General features: G+C 70.2%; 23 protein-coding genes. 18 read left to right on the top strand and 5 right to left on the bottom strand.

Features of this window, described 5'->3' with window-relative positions; all coding sequences use genetic code 11:
* Window positions 1-55 precede the first annotated feature (55 nt).
* The 8 genes from rplR to SM418_RS22985 all read left to right on the top strand — a co-directional run bounded on the left by rplR (window position 56) and on the right by SM418_RS22985 (window position 5,336).
* A complete protein-coding gene (rplR, locus tag SM418_RS23020; protein ID WP_371942958.1) occupies window positions 56-442 on the top strand; it encodes a 50S ribosomal protein L18 in 387 nt (128 codons plus the stop codon).
* 49 nt (window positions 443-491) lie between these two features.
* Window positions 492-1,112, top strand: coding sequence for a 30S ribosomal protein S5 (rpsE, locus tag SM418_RS23015; protein WP_371942957.1), 621 nt, complete (start codon window positions 492-494; stop codon window positions 1,110-1,112).
* Window positions 1,109-1,291, top strand: a complete 183-nt coding sequence (rpmD, locus tag SM418_RS23010) for a 50S ribosomal protein L30 (RefSeq protein WP_021596720.1) — start codon at window positions 1,109-1,111, stop codon at window positions 1,289-1,291. Before rpsE ends, rpmD begins: the two co-directional genes overlap by 4 nt.
* A 1-nt stretch (window position 1,292) precedes the next feature.
* Window positions 1,293-1,769: a 50S ribosomal protein L15 gene (rplO, locus tag SM418_RS23005; RefSeq protein ID WP_371942956.1), complete on the top strand. Its 477-nt coding sequence runs from the start codon at window positions 1,293-1,295 to the stop codon at window positions 1,767-1,769.
* A 232-nt stretch (window positions 1,770-2,001) separates the two neighbouring features.
* A complete protein-coding gene (secY, locus tag SM418_RS23000) occupies window positions 2,002-3,300 on the top strand; it encodes a preprotein translocase subunit SecY (protein WP_371942955.1) in 1,299 nt (432 codons plus the stop codon).
* Entirely contained in the window at window positions 3,300-3,950 is a 651-nt protein-coding gene (locus tag SM418_RS22995) for an adenylate kinase (protein ID WP_371942954.1), read from the top strand. Before secY ends, SM418_RS22995 begins: the two co-directional genes overlap by 1 nt.
* A gap of 85 nt (window positions 3,951-4,035) precedes the next feature.
* Window positions 4,036-4,875 (top strand): type I methionyl aminopeptidase, encoded by an 840-nt coding sequence (map, locus tag SM418_RS22990; RefSeq protein WP_371942953.1) that lies wholly within the window; start codon window positions 4,036-4,038, stop codon window positions 4,873-4,875.
* A 14-nt stretch (window positions 4,876-4,889) separates the two neighbouring features.
* A complete protein-coding gene (locus tag SM418_RS22985) occupies window positions 4,890-5,336 on the top strand; it encodes a DUF1707 SHOCT-like domain-containing protein (protein WP_371942952.1) in 447 nt (148 codons plus the stop codon).
* 59 nt (window positions 5,337-5,395) lie between these two features.
* On the opposite strand, the gene SM418_RS22980 is transcribed toward SM418_RS22985, so the two are convergent.
* Together SM418_RS22980 and SM418_RS22975 are read right to left on the bottom strand one after the other, a co-directional pair.
* Entirely contained in the window at window positions 5,396-6,211 is an 816-nt protein-coding gene (locus tag SM418_RS22980) for a phosphodiesterase (RefSeq protein WP_371942951.1), read from the bottom strand.
* 294 nt (window positions 6,212-6,505) lie between these two features.
* Complete coding sequence (locus SM418_RS22975) at window positions 6,506-7,063, bottom strand: hypothetical protein (RefSeq protein WP_371942950.1); 558 nt, start codon at window positions 7,061-7,063, stop codon at window positions 6,506-6,508.
* Window positions 7,064-7,321: 258 nt separating this feature from the next.
* Here SM418_RS22975 and infA point away from each other — a divergent pair, with 258 nt between their 5' ends.
* The 8 genes from infA to truA all read left to right on the top strand — a co-directional run bounded on the left by infA (window position 7,322) and on the right by truA (window position 12,172).
* A complete protein-coding gene (gene infA / locus SM418_RS22970) occupies window positions 7,322-7,543 on the top strand; it encodes a translation initiation factor IF-1 (RefSeq protein ID WP_067629441.1) in 222 nt (73 codons plus the stop codon).
* A 70-nt stretch (window positions 7,544-7,613) separates the two neighbouring features.
* Window positions 7,614-7,727: a 50S ribosomal protein L36 gene (rpmJ, locus tag SM418_RS22965; protein WP_021596712.1), complete on the top strand. Its 114-nt coding sequence runs from the start codon at window positions 7,614-7,616 to the stop codon at window positions 7,725-7,727.
* Between the two features lie 186 nt (window positions 7,728-7,913).
* On the top strand, window positions 7,914-8,294 hold the full coding sequence (gene rpsM / locus SM418_RS22960) for a 30S ribosomal protein S13 (RefSeq protein ID WP_138636292.1): 381 nt from the start codon (window positions 7,914-7,916) through the stop codon (window positions 8,292-8,294).
* 48 nt (window positions 8,295-8,342) lie between these two features.
* On the top strand, window positions 8,343-8,744 hold the full coding sequence (rpsK, locus tag SM418_RS22955; RefSeq protein WP_021596710.1) for a 30S ribosomal protein S11: 402 nt from the start codon (window positions 8,343-8,345) through the stop codon (window positions 8,742-8,744).
* Window positions 8,745-8,764: 20 nt separating this feature from the next.
* A complete protein-coding gene (gene rpsD, locus SM418_RS22950; protein WP_371942949.1) occupies window positions 8,765-9,391 on the top strand; it encodes a 30S ribosomal protein S4 in 627 nt (208 codons plus the stop codon).
* 114 nt (window positions 9,392-9,505) lie between these two features.
* Complete coding sequence (locus SM418_RS22945) at window positions 9,506-10,519, top strand: DNA-directed RNA polymerase subunit alpha (protein ID WP_371942948.1); 1,014 nt, start codon at window positions 9,506-9,508, stop codon at window positions 10,517-10,519.
* A gap of 96 nt (window positions 10,520-10,615) precedes the next feature.
* Entirely contained in the window at window positions 10,616-11,131 is a 516-nt protein-coding gene (gene rplQ, locus SM418_RS22940) for a 50S ribosomal protein L17 (protein ID WP_371942947.1), read from the top strand.
* Between the two features lie 174 nt (window positions 11,132-11,305).
* Complete coding sequence (gene truA, locus SM418_RS22935) at window positions 11,306-12,172, top strand: tRNA pseudouridine(38-40) synthase TruA (RefSeq protein WP_371942946.1); 867 nt, start codon at window positions 11,306-11,308, stop codon at window positions 12,170-12,172.
* Between the two features lie 67 nt (window positions 12,173-12,239).
* On the opposite strand, the gene SM418_RS22930 is transcribed toward truA, so the two are convergent.
* Genes SM418_RS22930 through SM418_RS22920 form a run of 3 tightly spaced genes read right to left on the bottom strand, consistent with a single transcriptional unit; the run spans window position 12,240 to window position 15,715 of the window.
* Window positions 12,240-13,868: a hypothetical protein gene (locus SM418_RS22930; RefSeq protein WP_371942945.1), complete on the bottom strand. Its 1,629-nt coding sequence runs from the start codon at window positions 13,866-13,868 to the stop codon at window positions 12,240-12,242.
* A 24-nt stretch (window positions 13,869-13,892) separates the two neighbouring features.
* The gene (locus SM418_RS22925; protein ID WP_371942944.1) at window positions 13,893-14,930 is read right to left on the bottom strand and encodes a hypothetical protein; all 1,038 of its coding nucleotides are present in this window, start codon (window positions 14,928-14,930) and stop codon (window positions 13,893-13,895) included.
* 41 nt (window positions 14,931-14,971) lie between these two features.
* Window positions 14,972-15,715 carry a CAP domain-containing protein gene (locus SM418_RS22920; RefSeq protein WP_371942943.1) on the bottom strand — a complete coding sequence of 248 codons (744 nt, stop codon included), beginning with the start codon at window positions 15,713-15,715 and terminating at the stop codon, window positions 14,972-14,974.
* A gap of 759 nt (window positions 15,716-16,474) precedes the next feature.
* On the opposite strand from SM418_RS22920, the gene rplM reads away from it, so the two are divergent.
* The gene (gene rplM, locus SM418_RS22915; RefSeq protein WP_371942942.1) at window positions 16,475-16,927 is read left to right on the top strand and encodes a 50S ribosomal protein L13; all 453 of its coding nucleotides are present in this window, start codon (window positions 16,475-16,477) and stop codon (window positions 16,925-16,927) included.
* A 94-nt stretch (window positions 16,928-17,021) separates the two neighbouring features.
* Window positions 17,022-17,531, top strand: a complete 510-nt coding sequence (gene rpsI / locus SM418_RS22910; RefSeq protein ID WP_371942941.1) for a 30S ribosomal protein S9 — start codon at window positions 17,022-17,024, stop codon at window positions 17,529-17,531.
* The last annotated feature ends 9 nt before the right edge of the window (window positions 17,532-17,540 follow it).

Raw genomic sequence — 17,540 nt, 5'->3', positions numbered from 1 at the left:
GGGGGAGCAGATCCGCCGCTGCGCTTCCGAATGTCGGAAAGGCTGGTAAGTAGTCATGGCAGGCACCAAGGCCCTGGCCGCGAAGGCCACGTCGGCGCGGGCCAAGTCCCGCAAGCGCCGGCACCTGCGGGTCCGCAAGAAGGTCGTGGGCAGCGCCGCGCGGCCTCGCCTGGTCGTGACCCGCTCCAGCAGGCACGTGTTCGTCCAGGTCATCGACGACGACAAGGGCCACACGCTGGCCAGCGCGTCGACGATGGAGACGGACCTGCGCTCCGACTCCGGCGACAAGACGGCCAAGTCCCGCAAGGTCGGCGAGCTCGTCGCCGAGCGGGCCAAGCAGGCCGGCGTCCACGCGGTCGTGTTCGACCGCGGCGGCAACAAGTACCACGGCCGCATCGCCGCTGTCGCGGACGGTGCGCGCGAGGGGGGCCTCGAGCTCTGATGACCGTCCTCCAGCCCCCACCCACCACCTTTCAGGGAAGGAACCACTGATGGCAGCGCAGAGGCGTGGCGGCGGTCAGGGTGGCGACCGTCGCGATCGCCGCGACGACCGCCGCGGTGGCGCCGACAAGGGCCAGTCGTACATCGAGAAGGTCGTGGCGATCAACCGTGTCGCCAAGGTCGTCAAGGGCGGGCGGCGCTTCAGCTTCACCGCCCTGGTGATCGTCGGTGACGGCAACGGCACCGTCGGCGTCGGCTACGGCAAGGCCAAGGAGGTGCCCGCGGCGATCGCCAAGGGCGTCGAAGAGGCCAAGAAGCACTTCTTCAAGGTCCCGCGGATTCAGGGCACCATCCCGCACCTGGTGCAGGCGCGGGACGCGGCGGGCGAGGTCCTGCTGCGTCCGGCCAGCCCCGGTACCGGCGTCATCGCCGGTGGCCCGGTGCGCGCGGTGCTGGAGGCCGCCGGCATCCACGACGTGCTGAGCAAGTCGCTGGGCAGCGACAACGCGATCAACATCGTGCACGCGACGATCGCGGGGCTGAAGTCGCTGAAGCGTCCGGAGGAGATCGCGGCCAAGCGCGGCCTGCCGATCGAGGACGTCGCCCCGGCGGCCATGCTGCGCGCGCGTGCCGCGGGCAGCGAGCCGAGGGCGGAGGTCGCGTCGTCGTGAGCAACCTGAAGATCACGCAGACCAAGTCCGTGATCAGCGAGAAGCAGAACCAGCGTGACACGCTGCGCACCCTCGGCCTGAAGAAGATCGGGCAGAGCGTGGTCCGCGAGGACCGCCCCGAGGTGCTCGGCATGATCCGGACGGTGGCGCACCTGGTCACCGTCGAGGAGGTCGACTGACATGGCGGCTGATCTCGGTAAGGACACCTCCGAGGGAACCCCGCTCAAGGTGCACGACCTGCGTCCGGCTCCCGGCGCCAACAAGGCCAAGGTCCGCAAGGGCCGCGGCGAGGCGTCCAAGGGCAAGACCGCGGGCCGCGGCACCAAGGGCACCAAGGCCCGCAGCACCGTCCCCGTCGGTTTCGAGGGCGGCCAGATGCCGCTGATCCGCCGGGTGCCGAAGCTGAAGGGCTTCAAGAACCCGAACCGGGTCGAGTTCCAGGTCGTGAACCTGGACAAGCTCGCCGCGCTCTACCCCGAGGGCGGCGAGGTCACGGCGGAGGATCTGGCGGCCAAGGGCGCGGTGCGCCGCGGCCGTCCGGTCAAGGTCCTCGGCACCGGCGACATCTCCGTCGCGGTCCAGGTGAAGGCGCACGCCTTCTCCGGCGCCGCGAAGGAGAAGATCGCCGCCGCCGGTGGAACCACCGACGAGCTTTAAGAAGAGAGCGCAGTTCGATGCCGGGGCCGTGCTCGCCTGACTCCCGGGGCCGCAAGGTCACCGGGAAAGGCGGGGCGGCCCCGGTGCCATCTGCTGTTAGAGTCACACGGGCGAAGGTGACTCGCGTGAGATTGCGCACGTACGCGTCTCCCCGGGTATCCTCCGCCCGACCTCATGGACCTGTAACCGGCCCCTCGCTGGCCATGATGAACCCGCCAGTCACGCAGGAGGAATGGTGCTGACCGCGTTCGCTCGGGCTTTCCGTACGCCTGACCTGCGTAAAAAGCTTTTGTTCACGCTCTTCATGATCTTGGTGTTCCGGCTGGGATCGATCGTCCCGACGCCGAACGTGAACGTGAAGGTGCTGAAGGACACCGCGGCCGCGGCCAAGGAGAGCAACCAGCTCTACGGTCTCGTGGACCTGTTCAGCGGTGGCGCGCTTCTCAAGCTGTCGATCTTCGCGCTGGGCATCATGCCGTACATCACGGCCAGCATCATCCTGCAGCTGCTGACGGTGGTGATCCCGCGCCTGGAGGCCCTGAAGAAGGAGGGCCAGGCCGGGACGACCAAGATCACGCAGTACACCCGTTACCTGACGGTCGGGCTGGCGATCCTGCAGGCCACCGGCATCGTGGCGATGGCGAGCACCGGACAGCTGTTCCAGAACGTGTCCGGCGCCGGCGAGATCCTGTACGACAAGGGCATCTTCCCGATCGTCACGATGGTGATCTGCATGGTGGCGGGCACGACAGTCATCATGTGGCTGGGCGAGCTGGTCACCGACCGCGGCGTCGGCAACGGCATGTCCATCCTGATCTTCACCCAGGTGGTGGCGGTCTTCCCCGCCCAGTTCTGGGGCATCTACAAGGCCAAGAACGGCTTCGTCTTCGCGGTGGTCATCCTCGTCGGCCTCGCCATCATGGCGGGCGTCGTGTTCGTCGAGCAGGCGCAGCGGCGCATCCCCGTCCAGTACGCGAAGCGGATGGTGGGCCGGCGCATGTACGGCGGGACGTCGACGTACATCCCGCTGAAGGTGAACCAGGCCGGCATCATCCCGATCATCTTCGCGTCCTCGCTGCTCTACCTGCCGATCCTGGCGACGCAGCTGTGGCCCAACACCAAGTGGCTGCAGCAGGTCCAGCCTTACCTGAAGCAGGACAACGCTTGGCACATGGGGATCTTCTTCGTCTTCATCATCTTCTTCACTTACTTCTACGTGGCGATCACCTTCAACCCCACTGAAGTCGCCGACAACATGAAGAAGTATGGTGGATTCATCCCAGGTATCCGTCCTGGTCGGCCGACCGCCGAATACCTCGACTTCGTGCTGACCCGGATCACCACACCCGGTGCGCTGTACCTGGGGCTCGTGTCCCTGATCCCGATGGTGGCGTTCGCACTCCTGAACGCGACCCAGGACTTCCCCTTCGGTGGCGCGAGCATCCTCATCGTCGTCGGCGTCGGACTGGATACCGTGAAGCAGATCGAGAGTCAGCTGCAGCAGCGCAACTACGAGGGCTTCCTCCGGTAGTGCGTATCGTGCTGGTGGGCCCCCCGGGAGCGGGCAAGGGGACGCAGGCCCAGTTCATCGCATCTCATCTGTCGGTCCCGAAGATCTCGACAGGTGACATCTTCCGCGCCAACGTGAGCGGGGGAACCCAACTCGGCCTCCAGGCCAAGCAGTACATGGACCGCGGCGACCTCGTCCCCGACGAGGTCACGATCGCGATGGTGCGCGACCGGCTCGCCGAGGACGACGCCCGCGACGGGTTCCTGCTGGACGGGTTCCCGCGCAACGTGCCGCAGGCGGAGACGCTGAAGAAGATCCTCGCCGAGTGGGACGTGCGCCTCGACATCGTCCTGGAGTTGGTCGTCGACGAGGACGAGGTCGTCCGGCGGCTGTCGGGCCGGCGCACCTGCGACAAGTGCGGCCGGATCTGGCACGTCGACTTCGACGACAAGCAGGACGACATCTGCGACGACTGCGGCGGTCACCTGTTCCAGCGCGACGACGACAAGGAAGAGGTCGTCATGCACCGCCTGGAGGTCTACAAGCACGACACGTCCCCGCTGGTGCAGTTCTACGCCGACGAGAGCATCCTGGTCGGCATCGACGCGACGGGCCCGGTCGAAGAGGTGACCAAGCGCGCTCTGTCCGCGCTGCGTCCGCTGGAGAAGTGACCGGTCCGCCGGAGAGGCGACGTCGCGGGCGCGGGGCCGACGGCTCCGCGCCCGCCCGGCGGTCGGGCCCGGTGCAGGGGGAATGATGTTCAAACGGCGTAGGCCCACGATCCAGATGAAGACCGCGGAGCAGGTCGAGCTGATGCGGGCGGCGGGCCTGCTCGTCGGCCGTACGCTGGAACTGCTGCGCGGCGCCGTCGAGCCGGGGATCACCACCCTGGACCTCGACGCGCTCGCCGAGCAGCACATCCGCGACAACGGCGGCGTCCCGTCCTTCAAGGGCTACCACGGCTTCACCGGCACGATCTGCGCGTCGGTCAACGAGGAGATCGTGCACGGCATCCCCCGGGCCGGGAAGGTGCTGGCGGACGGCGACGTCATCTCCATCGACTGCGGCGCGATCGTGGAGGGCTGGCACGGCGACGCGGCCATCACCGTCCCCGTCGGGGAGATCACCGACGAGCTGGCGCAGTTGCTGGAGGTCACCGAGACGTCCCTGTGGCACGGTCTCGCGGCCGGACAGGTCGGGGCGCACCTGACTGACATGTCGCACGCGATCGAGGCTCACATCCGCTCTCAGGGCCGCTACGGCATCGTCGAGGGCTACGGCGGGCACGGCATCGGGACCGAGATGCACATGGACCCGCTGATCCCCAACCACGGCGCGGCCGGGCACGGGCCCGTCCTGGAGGCGGGGATGTGCTTCGCGGTGGAGCCGATGGTCAACCTCGGCGCCAAGGAGACCCTCGAACTGGACGACGGCTGGACGGTCGTGACCACCGACGGACGGTACTCGGCGCACTTCGAGCACACGTTCGCGGTCACCCCGGACGGCCCGCGCGTCCTCACGGCCCTCGACGAAGGCCGGGAATGGTTCCAGAAGCTGGGTGCGGCCGCGCAGAATGGAACTGACAGCTCGTCCTAGAAGCGGGAGGAACGATGGCGGCGAACCCTGACGTCCGGGCGTCGGACGCCGACCGCGACCGGGTGGCCGGGAGCCTGCGCGAGCACTGCGCGCTGGGCCGGATCACCATGGACGAGCTGGAGGAGCGGCTCGAGTCGGTGTACGGGGCGAAGACGCTCGGCCAGCTCCAGGAGGTCACCTCCGACCTGCCCGAGGAGGACCTCTACCAGCTGCCCGTCCCCGCGACGCAGCCGAAGAGCACGGCCTCGCCGGCGAAGGCCCCGCCCCGGGACCTCGAATCGCAGCGCATGAGGGCGATGTGGGGCGCGTGGGCGACGGTCAGCGCGATCAACGTCACCGTCTGGCTGATCATCCTGGTGACGGCCGGCGCGGTCTACCCGTGGTGGATCTGGGTGGCGGGGCCGTGGGGCGCGATCCTGCTGATTCGCACGATCTTCGGCGACCGCCGCGGGAACTGCTGACCGCTACTCCGCGTCCCCTACTCCACGTCCCCTACTCCACGTCCCCTACTCCACGTCCCCTACTCCACGTCCATGAGCGGCCGGTAGTTGCCGGTCGGGGCGAAGTGCGTGGTGGCGGTGCCGTCCTCGCCGATGAGGTGCAGCGCGAACCCGGCGGGCTCGCCGGTGACGGCGGCGCGCCCCTGCTTGGTGAGGTCGAGGAACAGCTGCCGGTAGGTGCTCGGGGACGTGATGCTGACCGTCCCGGCGAGCGACCCGACCGACGCCCGGTGGACGTGTCCGGAGATGATCCGCACGACCTGCGGGTGCCTCGAGATCACGGACGCGAACCCGGCGGGGTCGACGAACCGCACATCGTCGATGAACCGCATTCCGATCGGATAAGGCGGGTGATGGGTCGCGACGACCGTCGGCCTGTCGGGCGCGGCCCGCAGCACCTCGTCGAGCCAGGCGAGCCGTTCCTCGCTCATGTGCCCGCGCAAGTGGTCGTCAGCGACGGTGTCGCAGCAGACGAGCCGCACGCCCGCCACGTCCACGGCGTACTGCAGGGGAGCTTGCGGGGACGTCGCGGTCGCGGCGATGGCAGGGTGGTCCTTGAACACGTTCCGCAGCTCGTCGCGGTCGTCGTGGTTGCCGCACAGGGGGTAGACGGCCATCGGCAGCGGCGACAGCAGCGCGTGCAGCCGCGCGTACTCGGCGGGCCGGCCGGCGTCGGCGAGGTCTCCGGTGAGGACCACGGCGTCGGGACGCGCGGGCAGCGACAGCAGGCTCGACACGGCGGAGCGCAGCGCGCGCACCGGCCCCGAGCCGTCGTCCACCTCGCCGTCCCGCCCGGCCGCCAGATGGATGTCGCTCAGCTGCGCGATGATCGCCATGGATCCTCCCCTTGCCCCAAGCACATCACGGACCCTCGTCGCGGGCGCCGCCCGGCCGTCCCCGAGACGATCTTCGCGCCCACCCGCCCGCACTGTCGACTCCGCCCGCCGAGAACGACATTGCGAACACCCCCCCGCGCCCGGCTCTGCTCTTCTACCCGGTGCGCGGCGACCCGGTCGGCGGGCAGGGGGTGCATCGTCTACCGGACGGGCGGGTCATCCCCTCCGCTCTGGTTCGCCAGCGTCGAGCCCCGGCCTCAGCGGTGCCGCCGTTCCCTCTGGTAGGCGCGTCCTTCAAGCGACGTGGGGGATGACCAGGGACAGGGCCGAGGTGACCTCTTCGGCGGGCGGGGCGACGTCGGGGACGACGTCGCGGAGGGCGAGCCAGCCGTTGATCGCCTGGACGGTGGGCTTGGCCTCGACGAGCTGCGGGTCGTCCAGGCCGTACCAGGCGGCCACCTTCGACCAGCGCCAGAGCCGGTGACCGGCGCTCGACATCTCCGAGGAGGGGAAGCCGGTGGCGCCGCGGGCGCCGGTGATGGCGTGCCGGACGGAGTCGAGCGAGCGGCCGACGCGCTCGGCGATGTCGCGGATCGTCAGCAGGGGGTCGGCCTCGACCTGCAGGACGTGCAGGCCGGGGGCGCTCTCCTCGACGTGCTCGAGCACTTCCATGATCGCCGCGGCGAGGGTGGCGCCCGGCCAGGAGCAGGAGGCGTTGCCGGGGCGCTCGGCGTGCTCGGGCTCGCTGATGATCGACACTGTGATCGCGCCGTGCGTGCGGTCGAACAGCGGATCCAGTTCGTCCTCGAAGAGGGGACGGCTGAGGATCAGCGCGAAGTCATAGCTCGGCATGCTGATCCTCCTCTGACGTCTCTCTCCTGGAAAGGTACAACGCGCGGGCGTTGTATGCTTGACTCGGGAGCAGTCTCCGGAGCCGTGGCGTGCGTCGATTTCGCATTGCGCGTCCGGTTGACGTAGACTCCTTTGTCGGCCCGTCGCCGACCGCCTGATTCCCCGTTTCCGACGCTCTGGCGTCGTGGTGGGTTGCGGTCGATTCTCTACGGAGTGCCGGGCCGCGTCCAATGAGCCGACCAGTGAAGCGCGGAGGACATGCCCAAGAAAGAAGGGGCCATCGAGATCGAGGGCACCGTCATCGAGTCGCTCCCGAACGCCATGTTCCGGGTGGAGCTCGAGAACGGGCACAAGGTGCTCGCCCACATCAGCGGCAAGATGCGGATGCACTACATCCGGATCCTGCCGGACGACCGCGTCGTTGTGGAGCTGAGCCCCTACGACCTCACGCGCGGTCGGATCGTCTACCGCTACAAGTAAATCCGTCCCACTGGGGTTGCCTTCCCCGTGCGTGGCTGCGCGGGGGTGACCCTCATCTCCAGGAGACCCAGTGAAGGTCAAGCCGAGCGTCAAGAAGATCTGCAACAAGTGCCGCGTCATCCGCCGGCACGGCCGGGTCATGGTCATCTGCTCAGACCCGCGCCACAAGCAGCGTCAGGGCTGACGCCCACAACACAAGCAAGCGCATCGCAGCCTTCGCGCACGTGGCCGTACGTTCCATGATCGGGACGTGCGGCAGCGGCGTGTGAGGACCACCCTCGGATCGTCGGAGGCCGGGGCCGCCACCCGGGCAGGGTGTGTGCGGACGCGATGCGTCCATACCTCCGCACTATGAAGGGAACTGCCCACGATGGCACGCCTCCTCGGCGTCGACCTCCCGCGCGAAAAGCGCCTGGAGGTCGCTCTCACCTACATCTTCGGGATCGGCCGGACACGGGCGCTGGAGACCCTCGCGGGCACCGGCGTCAGCGGCGATCTGCGGGTGCACCAGCTCGGCGACGACGAGCTGATCAAGCTCCGTGACTGGATCGAGGCGAACTACAAGATCGAGGGCGACCTCCGCCGCGAGGTCCAGGCGGACATCCGCCGCAAGATCGAGATCGGGTGCTACCAGGGCATCCGGCACCGCCGCGGGCTTCCGGTGCACGGGCAGCGCACGCAGACCAACGCGCGCACCCGCAAGGGCAAGAAGAAGACCGTGGCCGGCAAGAAGAAGGCCGGCAAGAAGTAGTCCGGAGTCGGTCCTCCGGATCGATGACCTCAAGAGTAGAGAGAGCACATGCCTCCTAAGAGCCGTGTCGGCGCCAAGAAGGTGCGCCGCAAGGAAAAGAAGAACGTCGCTCACGGGCACGCCCACATCAAGAGCACGTTCAACAACACGATCGTTTCGATCACCGACCCCAACGGCAACGTGATCTCCTGGGCGTCCTCGGGCCACGTCGGCTTCAAGGGCTCGCGCAAGTCCACCCCGTTCGCCGCGCAGCAGGCCGCCGAGGCCGCCGCCCGGCGCGCGATGGAGCACGGCATGCGCAAGGTCGACGTCTTCGTGAAGGGCCCGGGCTCGGGCCGCGAGACCGCCATCCGGTCGCTGCAGGCGACCGGCCTCGAGGTGGGCTCGATCCAGGACGTCACGCCCGTTCCGCACAACGGCTGCCGCCCGCCGAAGCGCCGGCGCGTCTGAGGCAGGGGAGAACACAGACAATGGCTCGTTACACCGGTGCGGACTGCAAGCTCTGCCGCCGCGAGAAGATGAAGCTGTTCCTCAAGGGCAGCAAGTGCATGGGCCCGAAGTGCCCGATCGAGATCCGTCCTTACCCGCCGGGTGAGCACGGCCGCGGTCGGCCCAAGGAGACCGAGTACCTGCTGCAGCTTCGCGAGAAGCAGAAGGCGCGGCGCATCTACGGCGTCCTGGAGCGGCAGTTCCACAACTACTACGTCGAGGCGAACCGCCAGCAGGGCAAGACGGGCGACAACCTGCTCGCCCTCCTGGAGCGCCGGCTCGACAACGTGGTCTACCGCGGCGGCTTCGCCAAGTCCCGCGACATGGCCCGTCAGCTCATCCGGCACGGTCACATCCGGGTCAACGGGAAGAAGGTCAACATCCCGTCGGCGCTGGTGAGCGAGGCCGACATCATCGACGTCAAGGCCAAGTCGCTGGAGACGACGCCGTTCCAGGTCGCCAAGGCCGAGATCGGCGAGCGTCCCGTCCCGGCGTGGCTCGGCGTGGACGGCGAGAAGATGCGGATCCTCGTGCACTCGCTGCCCGTCCGGCAGCAGATCGAAGCTCCCGTCCAGGAGCAGCTGATCGTCGAGCTCTACTCCAAGTAGGAAACGGGTAGGGCTCTACGTCCGCCGGGGTCTCCGCGCGAGACCCCGGCGGATCGGGGAACACTACGGAACGCGGTCGTCAAATAGCGGGCACCGCGGAAAGAAGGCACCACCATGCTCATCGCTCAGCGTCCCACTCTCTCCGAAGAGCAGGTCGACGAGTACCGGTCGCGGTTCACCATCGAGCCGCTGGAGCCGGGCTTCGGCTACACGATCGGCAACTCGCTGCGTCGTACCCTGCTCTCCTCGATTCCCGGTGCGGCCGTCACCAGCATCCGGATCGAGGGCGTCCTGCACGAGTTCTCCACCGTGCCCGGGGTCAAGGAGGACGTCACCGACATCATCCTGAACCTCAAGGAGCTCGTCGTCTCCTCCGAGCACGACGAGCCCGTGGTCATGTACCTGCGCAAGCAGGGCCCGGGCGAGGTGACCGCGGCCGACATCGCGCCGCCGGCGGGCGTCGAGGTCCACAACCCGGACCTGCACATCGCCACGCTGAACAACAAGGCCAAGCTGGAGATGGAGCTGACGGTCGAGCGCGGCCGCGGCTACGTCTCCGCCGCGCAGAACAAGCAGCCGGGCCAGGAGATCGGCCGGATCCCGATCGACTCCATCTACTCGCCCGTGCTGAAGGTCACCTACAAGGTCGAGGCGACCCGAGTCGAGCAGCGCACCGACTTCGACCGCCTCATCCTGGACGTGGAGACCAAGCAGGCGATGCTGCCGCGCGACGCGGTCGCGTCCGCGGGCAAGACCCTCGTCGAGCTGTTCGGCCTGGCCCGGGAGCTCAACGTCGAGGCCGAGGGCATCGACATGGGCCCGTCCCCGACGGACGCCGCGCTCGCCGCGGACCTGGCCCTGCCGATCGAGGAGCTGAACCTCACGGTCCGCTCCTACAACTGCCTGAAGCGCGAGGGCATCCACTCGGTGGGCGAGCTCGTCGCCCGCTCCGAGCAGGACCTGCTCGACATCCGCAACTTCGGCGCCAAGTCGATCGAAGAGGTCAAGCAGAAGCTCAACGACATGGGCCTGTCGCTGAAGGACTCCCCGCCCGGGTTCGACCCGAGCGCGGCGGCGGACAACTACGGCGACGACGACCAGAGCTACGCCGAGACCGAGCAGTACTAGAAACCCGATTCCGGGCGGCCGGGGGCGCGTTCCCCGGCCGCACCGGAACCAGCTGACACCGGTACCTCGTACGGCCGGTGCAGGAAGGACAACGCCATGCCTCAGCCCACCAAGGGCGCCCGCCTCGGCGGCAGCGCCGCGCACCAGCGCCTCATCCTGGCGAACCTCGCCACCGCGCTGTTCGAGCACGGCCGCATCACCACCACCGAGGCCAAGGCCCGGCGGATGCGTCCGCTGGCGGAGAAGCTGATCACCAAGGCGAAGAAGGGCGACCTGCACAACCGTCGCCTGGTGGCCAGGACGATCCGCGACAAGAGCGTGCTGCACGAGCTCTTCACCGAGATCGCGCCGAGCTTCGAGAACCGTCCGGGCGGCTACACCCGCATCACCAAGATCGGGCCGCGCAAGGGCGACAACGCCCCCATGGCCGTGATCGAGCTGGTGCGGGAGCCGATGCCGGCCGCCGCCGGCAAGGCCGCGCCGAAGCCGAGCGAGGAGGAGCTCCCCGCCGAGGGCGAGGTCACCCTCAGCAAGGCCGACACCGACGAGCCCGAGGCCACGGCCGCGGACGAGACGGCGGACGCCAAGGCGGAAGACGTCAAGGACCAGTAAACCGCCGCGCGAACTGGCCGAGCGTTTGCTCGACATTCGTCAGGGCCCACCGTCCGTAACGGGCGGTGGGCCTTGATCTTTGCCAGACTGGACTTATGGTCAGGTCAGGGGAGCGGCGGCGTGCACGCGCAGGGGAACGGAACAGCCACGTTGCAGAAGGATCAATCGGCTGACATGACCGCCTTGGTACGACTCCGGCTCGACATCGGCTACGACGGGTCGGACTTCGCAGGCTGGGCGAGGCAGCCGAACCAGCGGACCGTCCAGGGAGTCATCGAGGACGCGCTGGCGCGGATGCTGCGCCTCGACCCGCCGCCGATGCTCACCGTCGCCGGCCGCACCGACGCGGGCGTCCACGCGCGCGGCCAGGTCGCGCACCTGGTGGTGCCGGTCGCGGCGTACTCGGCGATCAACGGGACGATGCCGCGCCGGCTCGCCGGGCTGCTGCCGCCGGACGTGCGGGTGTGGCGCGTGTCGATCGCGCCCGAGGGGTTCGACGCGCGGTTCTCCGCGCTGTCGCGCCGCTACGTGTACCGGGTGTGCGACAACCCCGTCGGGGTGGAGCCGCTGCGCCGCCACGACGTGCTGTGGCATCCGCGCCCGCTGAACCTGGACCGGATGAACGACGCCGCGCGCCTGCTGGTCGGCGAGAACGACTTCGCCGCGTACTGCCGCAAGCGGGAGGGCGCGACGACGATCCGCGAGTTGCTGCGCTACGAGTGGGCGCGTGACGACCGCGACCCGCACCTGGCGCTCGCGACCGTGCAGGCCGACGCGTTCTGCCATTCGATGGTCCGCGCGCTCGTCGGCGCGCTGCTCATGGTGGGGGACGGGCGGCGCGAGGTGGAGTGGCCCGCCGAGGTGCTCGCCGCCCGCGTCCGCGACTCGGGAGTGAACGTGGCGCCCGCGCACGGCCTGTCGCTGGAGGAGATCCGTTATCCGGACGACGACAGCCTGGCGAAGCGCGCCCAGGAGACGCGGCGGGTCCGGACGCTGAACGCCGCCGCGGCCGCCGCCGACCAGCAGCCCGCATCGTCCTAGCGGGGAACGCCCCGGCGATGACGCGGCCGCGGAACCCCGCCCGGGGTCCGCGGCCGACGTCTTCGGGTCAGTCGTGGGTGCGGGCCAGGATCGGGCGGAGGTCGTAGTCGATGAAACGCTGGGCGGCCTGCTTGATCAGCGGGTCGCCCGGCTTGGCCTTCTTGCCGTCGGCCCACTGCACGTAGGCGTAGGCGACGTACCGGCCGCGGACGGTGGCCGCCGCGTAGCCGCCGGCGCGGTCGATGTCCGGGGAGTGCTTGCCCGCCATGCCGCGGAACCACTCGTACTTGACGGGGTCGCCGGCCTTGCTCACCGTGATCGCGGCGGCCTTGGTCGGCATCACCGCGATGCCGGAGGTGACGGCGAGCCCGTTCTTCTGGTCGATGTACGTGGCTCGGATGATCTTGCGGCACTGTTCCCGCATCAGGGTGCCGAGCATCGCGCCCCGGGCCGCGTACCGGACGTCGCGGTTGAGCGACCAGCGGTCGCGCAGGTAGGTCCGGCCGCCGAGCTTGAGCGTCTGCTCGGGGAACACGTCGCGGAACGTGAGGTCCTTGGGGTCGGTCTTCTCGTTGGCGATGTTCACGGGGCCGGGCGGGGGCGCCTTCGTCGCGGGAGCGGACGGCGTCGGCGTGGGCGCCTGAGTGGGCGCCGCGGACGGTTTCGCCGGCTTGCGGTTCTCGCCGTCGCTGCCCGACCCCGTCCCGCCGACCGCGAACAGGGCGACGGACGTCGCGAGGACGAGCGCCGCGCCGCCGCCGATCAGCACCGTCCGGTGCCGGTTACCGCCGCCGCGTCCGCCGGGCGCGCCCTCCGGGGGCCGGCCGGGCGGCGGCGGGCTGTCGAGCGGGACGCCGCCCTCGGTGTGGTACACCGGCGTGATCACGGGGGAGGACGCGTCGGTCGCCGGCGCGCCGGGGGCCGTATCCTCCGCCGCCTCGGTGTTCGGGAACGGTCCGCTGCCGGTGGGCGGCACCACGCCGCGCGGCAGGATCGCGTCGGGCACCAGCACGGCCGTCTGGGCGGCCGCGCTCTCTGCCTCCTTCGCCTTCTCGAAGGCGGTGACCGGCGCGGGACCGTTCCCCGCGGTCTCGTTCACGGCGGAGTTGTCCACGGTGGTGTCGTCCTCTGGGGTTTCGGAGCCCGGGGCGCCGCCTTCCGGGCGGACGGCCTGGAAGCCGTCGGGGTCGGTGTCGGCGCCCGAGACGGGGGGCTTGACGATCGGCTCGGCGGGCACGGCCCCGCGGGAGTCGACGGACGGGATTCCGGCGCCCGCGACGACCCTTCCGGGCGGCCGGGCGGCCGGGGCCTCCTTGGCGGGGGCCTCTTCGACGGCGGTGTCCGGGCCGGCGGCGCCTGCCGCGGCCTTGGGTTCGGCCGCCGCGGCGGCCGGAGCGGGGGCTCCGGCGGGCGGGGCCGTGTCCGAGGACTCGGCGGCCCACCAGGGAGCCTCCAGGCCGAACGCGGGCAGCCGGAAGGAGGCGGCCTCGGCGGCGGACTCCGCCTCGCCGGCCGGTTCACCGCCCGCCTCGCCGGCCGGGTCGGCGGCGGGGGGCGGCGCGTCCGCGTCCGCTTCAGCGGGCGGCGCGCCGGCCGGGGGAGCCGCACCGCCGAAGCTCGGGGGCGCCGCGTCCGCGGGGACGCCGGACGGCCCCGCCGCCTCGGCGGTCTCCCGGGTGTCTTCAGGTCCAGACATAAGCAGTGAGGGTATTCGGAGGGGTCACTTTTGGAGGGGCTTGCCTTCGGTTTCCCTGTAGTGCAGGGCCAGGGCGAGGTTGCTGCCCTTGATCATCTGCGCGCCGAAGACTCGGACGGCCGCATGGTACTTGCTCGCGACCTTCTTGCCGTCCGGGCGTTGCACCCATGTCATGATGACGTAGTGGCCGCGTGCCTGCGAGGTGCCGAACGCCTCGCCCTTACCGTTGGTCTTGGACACGCCCGTGCCCGGCAGTGCCTGCAGGAAGGCGTTCTTGCCTGCGGCGGCCTTCACGGCCGCCTTGGCGGCGGCCTCGTTCTCGAGGTTGAACACGCCGACGGTACCGATGAGCGAACCGGTGGAGAGCGCGTAGGTGCCCCGCAGCGCCTGCGTGCAGCGGCCCTTCTTGAGGGCCTTCTCCAGGGCGGCGCCGCCGACGACGCCGGAACAGCCCTTCTTCGCGTTCACCGCCGTCCGCACGTACTTGTAGCCGCCCGCCTTGAACGTCGCCTTGCCGAAGACCTCCTTGAGGGTCAGCGGCTTGGGGTCGGTGCTGCGGCTCTGGAGCTTCACCGGCGCGAGGACGGGCTCGGTCGGGCTCGGCGTCGGCTGCGCCGGTGTGGACGCGGCCTGCGTCGGCTCGGCCTTCGGCTCGGGGTCGTCCTTCAGCATCGACGACAGCCCGACGCCGCCGCCGATGAGCAGGATCCCGGCGACCGCCGAGCCGCCGATGATCAGCGGCAGGTTCCGCCGCCGCTCGGGCGGCGCCGACCGGCCGGACGGCCCGGGGGGCGCGCCCTCGGGGGAGCCGAAGGCGTCCGCGCCGAACGTGCCGCCCGCGACGGGCTCGTCGTCCCAGGCCGCGGTCGGCTGGTCGTCCCATCCCGCGGGCTGGTCGCTCCACGGCGAGGGGCCGTCGTTCTCCCGGTCGCGTGGTGCGAAGGGGGACTCGTCGTTGTCGTGGCCGTACGGCGGCGCTTCGGCTCCGGGTCCGTACGGCGTGTGCGGCGGCTGCCTGAGGGGCCAGTCGCCGGGTTTGCCTTGATCGCCCGGATAACCCATGGGTTGGACCATACCGTCCCTCGTTCGGGACCGGGTGCCGGTCACTTCCAGCCGAAGTCCTGCGTCCAGAGCGGACCGCCCGCTCCCGACGCCCTCCCGACGCCGATGGCGCGCAGGCCGCAGTTCAGGATGTTGGCCCGGTGGCCGGGGCTGTTCATCCAGCCCTTCACGACGGCCGAGGCGGTCGGGTAGCCCTTGGCGATGTTCTCGGCACCGGGGCTGGTGTAGCCGGCGTCCTCCATCCGCTTCCAGGGGCTGTCGCCGTTGCGGGACGTGTGGTCGAAGTAGTTGTTGGCCGCCATGTCCGCGGAGTGCTTGCGGGCCGCGACGACGAGCCGCTGGTCGGTGCGCAGCGGACTGCAGCCCGCCTTGACGCGCTCGGTGTTCGTCAGCGACACGACGGCGGCCTCGGCGCTGGACGATCCGCCGGATCCGCCCGGCGAACCGCCGCCGGACGAGGGCGGCGCGTCCGGGTCGGCGGCCTTCGTGGACTTGGACGGCTCGGCCGACGCGGTCCTGCTCGGGTGGATCGGCTTCAGCGGCGGCGTCGGCTCTTGCGTCGTGGGCGCGGCCGAGGCCCCGGGCGCGCCCGTCCGGCCGCCCCCGGGGGTCCCGGGGCCGGCGGTGGTCGGCGTGTCGCTCTGCGGGCCCGGCAGGTCCAGGGTGGACGGGCCCGCGTCCGGCTCGGACGCCGAGGTCCTGTCCGACCGCAGTTCGGGCAGGACGAGCCGGTCGATCGCGACGCCGACGCCGATGGCGAGGCCGGACGCGGTGACGACCGCCACGAGCCTGGTCGTGCTCTTCGCCCGGGACCTCCTGCGTCCCCTGCCTTGGGGGCCGCGGTCTCCGGGAGCGCCGCCGTTCGGCCGGCGTCCACCGGGCGGCGGGCCCGGGTGGGACGTGCCGCGCCGCGGACCGCCGGCGACGAGCTCGTCACGGGGAGAGGGCTCGTCACGGGGAGAGGGGACGTCGGCGCGGGGCGGGGCGCCGCGCCGGCCGTCGTGCCTGGGCTGGTGGCCTCCGGCGGGACCGCCGGGTCTGCGGGGAGTGGACAGCGGGGGCTCCCGGGTGCGGGCCGGCGCGAGCCGGCGTGGACTCGGTCGCCCGGCACCTTATCCCCATATGCACCCCGAGTTACGAAAATCTCTCAAGAAAGATCGGTATCACTACGCTGCGCGGTCGGCGAGGTGCTGTCCGTCCCCTCCGGCTGGGGTTTTCGGTGGATGCTCCGTATGATGGAGGCGCGGCCACCCGCGGTCATGGCGGTTCGTTTTGACCGCCGACTAAGGGGCCGAGTATTCTGCTTGTTTGTTGTGTGCGTGAAGCCTGCCCGGTGGGCGGGGGCGACGCCGCAGCGAGCCGGTGCGTCCCAGAAACGTTCGCGTCAACTGCCGCGGATGCGGGCCCCCGGCCTCCCGGAGCGCCGGGTCGGATGATCCTCTGATCGGCGCGAGCAGGATTCCGCTGACACGTGGCGCTCGCCCGCGAGGGGGAGCGGAGGATCGAAACCGCTGAAAGTCGACGAGAAACGAAGGCTGACGACCGTGCGCACGTACACCCCTAAGCCCGCTGACGTCCAGCGTCAGTGGTACGTCATCGACGCGACCGATGTCGTGCTGGGCCGTCTCGCCAGTCAGGTCGCGCAGCTGCTTCGGGGTAAGCACAAGCCGATCTACGCTCCGCACCTCGACACCGGTGACTTCGTCGTCATCGTGAACGCCGGCAAGGTGTCGCTGTCGGGCAACAAGGCGGAGCGCAAGAAGGCGTACCGGCACTCGGGGTACCCGGGCGGTCTGCGCTCGGTGACCTACACCGAGCTGCTGGCCAAGCACCCCGAGCGGGCGGTCGAGAAGGCGATCAAGGGCATGCTGCCCAAGAACTCCCTCGGCCGGAAGATGTTCGGCAAGGTGAAGGTCTACGCCGGGCCGGACCACCCGCACCAGGCGCAGAAGCCGGTCCCGTTCGAGATCACCCAGATCAGCCAGACCGCGAAGTGACGCTCGCGCCCGCGGGCGCGACGAAGAGACACGAGGCCGCCGGGGCACCCGTTGGACGGGCCAGCCGCCCTGGCCAGAAGACCCGAGGAGAACCGTGGACGACACCACCGGCGCCGAGCAGGGCGCCGAACTCGACTCGTACGAGGACGCTCCGTCCGAGTACAGCACCGAGACCCCCGAGGCCGCCGGCGAGAGCTACCTCGGCCAGCCGGTCGCGACCGGCCCGGCCGCGGGCACCGGCCGCCGCAAGCAGGCCATCGCGCGGGTCCGCATCGTCCCCGGCAGCGGCCAGTGGAAGATCAACGGCCGCACCCTGGACCAGTACTTCCCGAACAAGGTGCACCAGCAGATCGTGAACGAGCCGTTCGTGCTGCTGGGCCTGGAGGGCCAGTTCGACGTGCTCGCGCGCGTGGGCGGCGGCGGCACCACCGGCCAGGCCGGTGCGCTGCGCCTCGGCATCTCCCGCGCGCTGCAGTTCGCCAACATCGAGCACCGCCCGGCGCTGAAGAAGGCCGGCTTCCTCACCCGCGACGCGCGGGTGCCGGAGCGCAAGAAGGCCGGTCTCAAGAAGGCCCGCAAGGCTCCGCAGTACAGCAAGCGTTGATCGACGGTA

The organism is Actinomadura chokoriensis (assembly GCF_041463665.1).
Lineage (GTDB): Bacteria > Actinomycetota > Actinomycetes > Streptosporangiales > Streptosporangiaceae > Spirillospora > Spirillospora chokoriensis_A.
The sequence above is the reverse complement of the archived record's forward strand: the minus strand, read 5'-3'. Positions and strand labels throughout refer to the sequence as shown.

Excerpts from the sequence above, each read along its gene's own strand:
- rplR (WP_371942958.1), top strand. The coding sequence starts at position 56 with ATGGCAGGCACCAAGGCCCTGGCCGCGAAGGCCACGTCGGCGCGGGCC.
- rpsE (WP_371942957.1), top strand. The coding sequence starts at position 492 with ATGGCAGCGCAGAGGCGTGGCGGCGGTCAGGGTGGCGACCGTCGCGAT.
- rplO (WP_371942956.1), top strand. The coding sequence starts at position 1,293 with ATGGCGGCTGATCTCGGTAAGGACACCTCCGAGGGAACCCCGCTCAAG.
- secY (WP_371942955.1), top strand. The coding sequence starts at position 2,002 with ATGGTGCTGACCGCGTTCGCTCGGGCTTTCCGTACGCCTGACCTGCGT.
- map (WP_371942953.1), top strand. The coding sequence starts at position 4,036 with ATGTTCAAACGGCGTAGGCCCACGATCCAGATGAAGACCGCGGAGCAG.
- SM418_RS22985 (WP_371942952.1), top strand. The coding sequence starts at position 4,890 with ATGGCGGCGAACCCTGACGTCCGGGCGTCGGACGCCGACCGCGACCGG.
- SM418_RS22980 (WP_371942951.1), bottom strand. The coding sequence starts at position 6,211 with ATGGCGATCATCGCGCAGCTGAGCGACATCCATCTGGCGGCCGGGCGG.
- SM418_RS22975 (WP_371942950.1), bottom strand. The coding sequence starts at position 7,063 with ATGCCGAGCTATGACTTCGCGCTGATCCTCAGCCGTCCCCTCTTCGAG.
- infA (WP_067629441.1), top strand. The coding sequence starts at position 7,322 with ATGCCCAAGAAAGAAGGGGCCATCGAGATCGAGGGCACCGTCATCGAG.
- rpsM (WP_138636292.1), top strand. The coding sequence starts at position 7,914 with ATGGCACGCCTCCTCGGCGTCGACCTCCCGCGCGAAAAGCGCCTGGAG.
- rpsK (WP_021596710.1), top strand. The coding sequence starts at position 8,343 with ATGCCTCCTAAGAGCCGTGTCGGCGCCAAGAAGGTGCGCCGCAAGGAA.
- rpsD (WP_371942949.1), top strand. The coding sequence starts at position 8,765 with ATGGCTCGTTACACCGGTGCGGACTGCAAGCTCTGCCGCCGCGAGAAG.
- SM418_RS22945 (WP_371942948.1), top strand. The coding sequence starts at position 9,506 with ATGCTCATCGCTCAGCGTCCCACTCTCTCCGAAGAGCAGGTCGACGAG.
- rplQ (WP_371942947.1), top strand. The coding sequence starts at position 10,616 with ATGCCTCAGCCCACCAAGGGCGCCCGCCTCGGCGGCAGCGCCGCGCAC.
- truA (WP_371942946.1), top strand. The coding sequence starts at position 11,306 with ATGACCGCCTTGGTACGACTCCGGCTCGACATCGGCTACGACGGGTCG.
- SM418_RS22930 (WP_371942945.1), bottom strand. The coding sequence starts at position 13,868 with ATGTCTGGACCTGAAGACACCCGGGAGACCGCCGAGGCGGCGGGGCCG.
- SM418_RS22925 (WP_371942944.1), bottom strand. The coding sequence starts at position 14,930 with ATGGGTTATCCGGGCGATCAAGGCAAACCCGGCGACTGGCCCCTCAGG.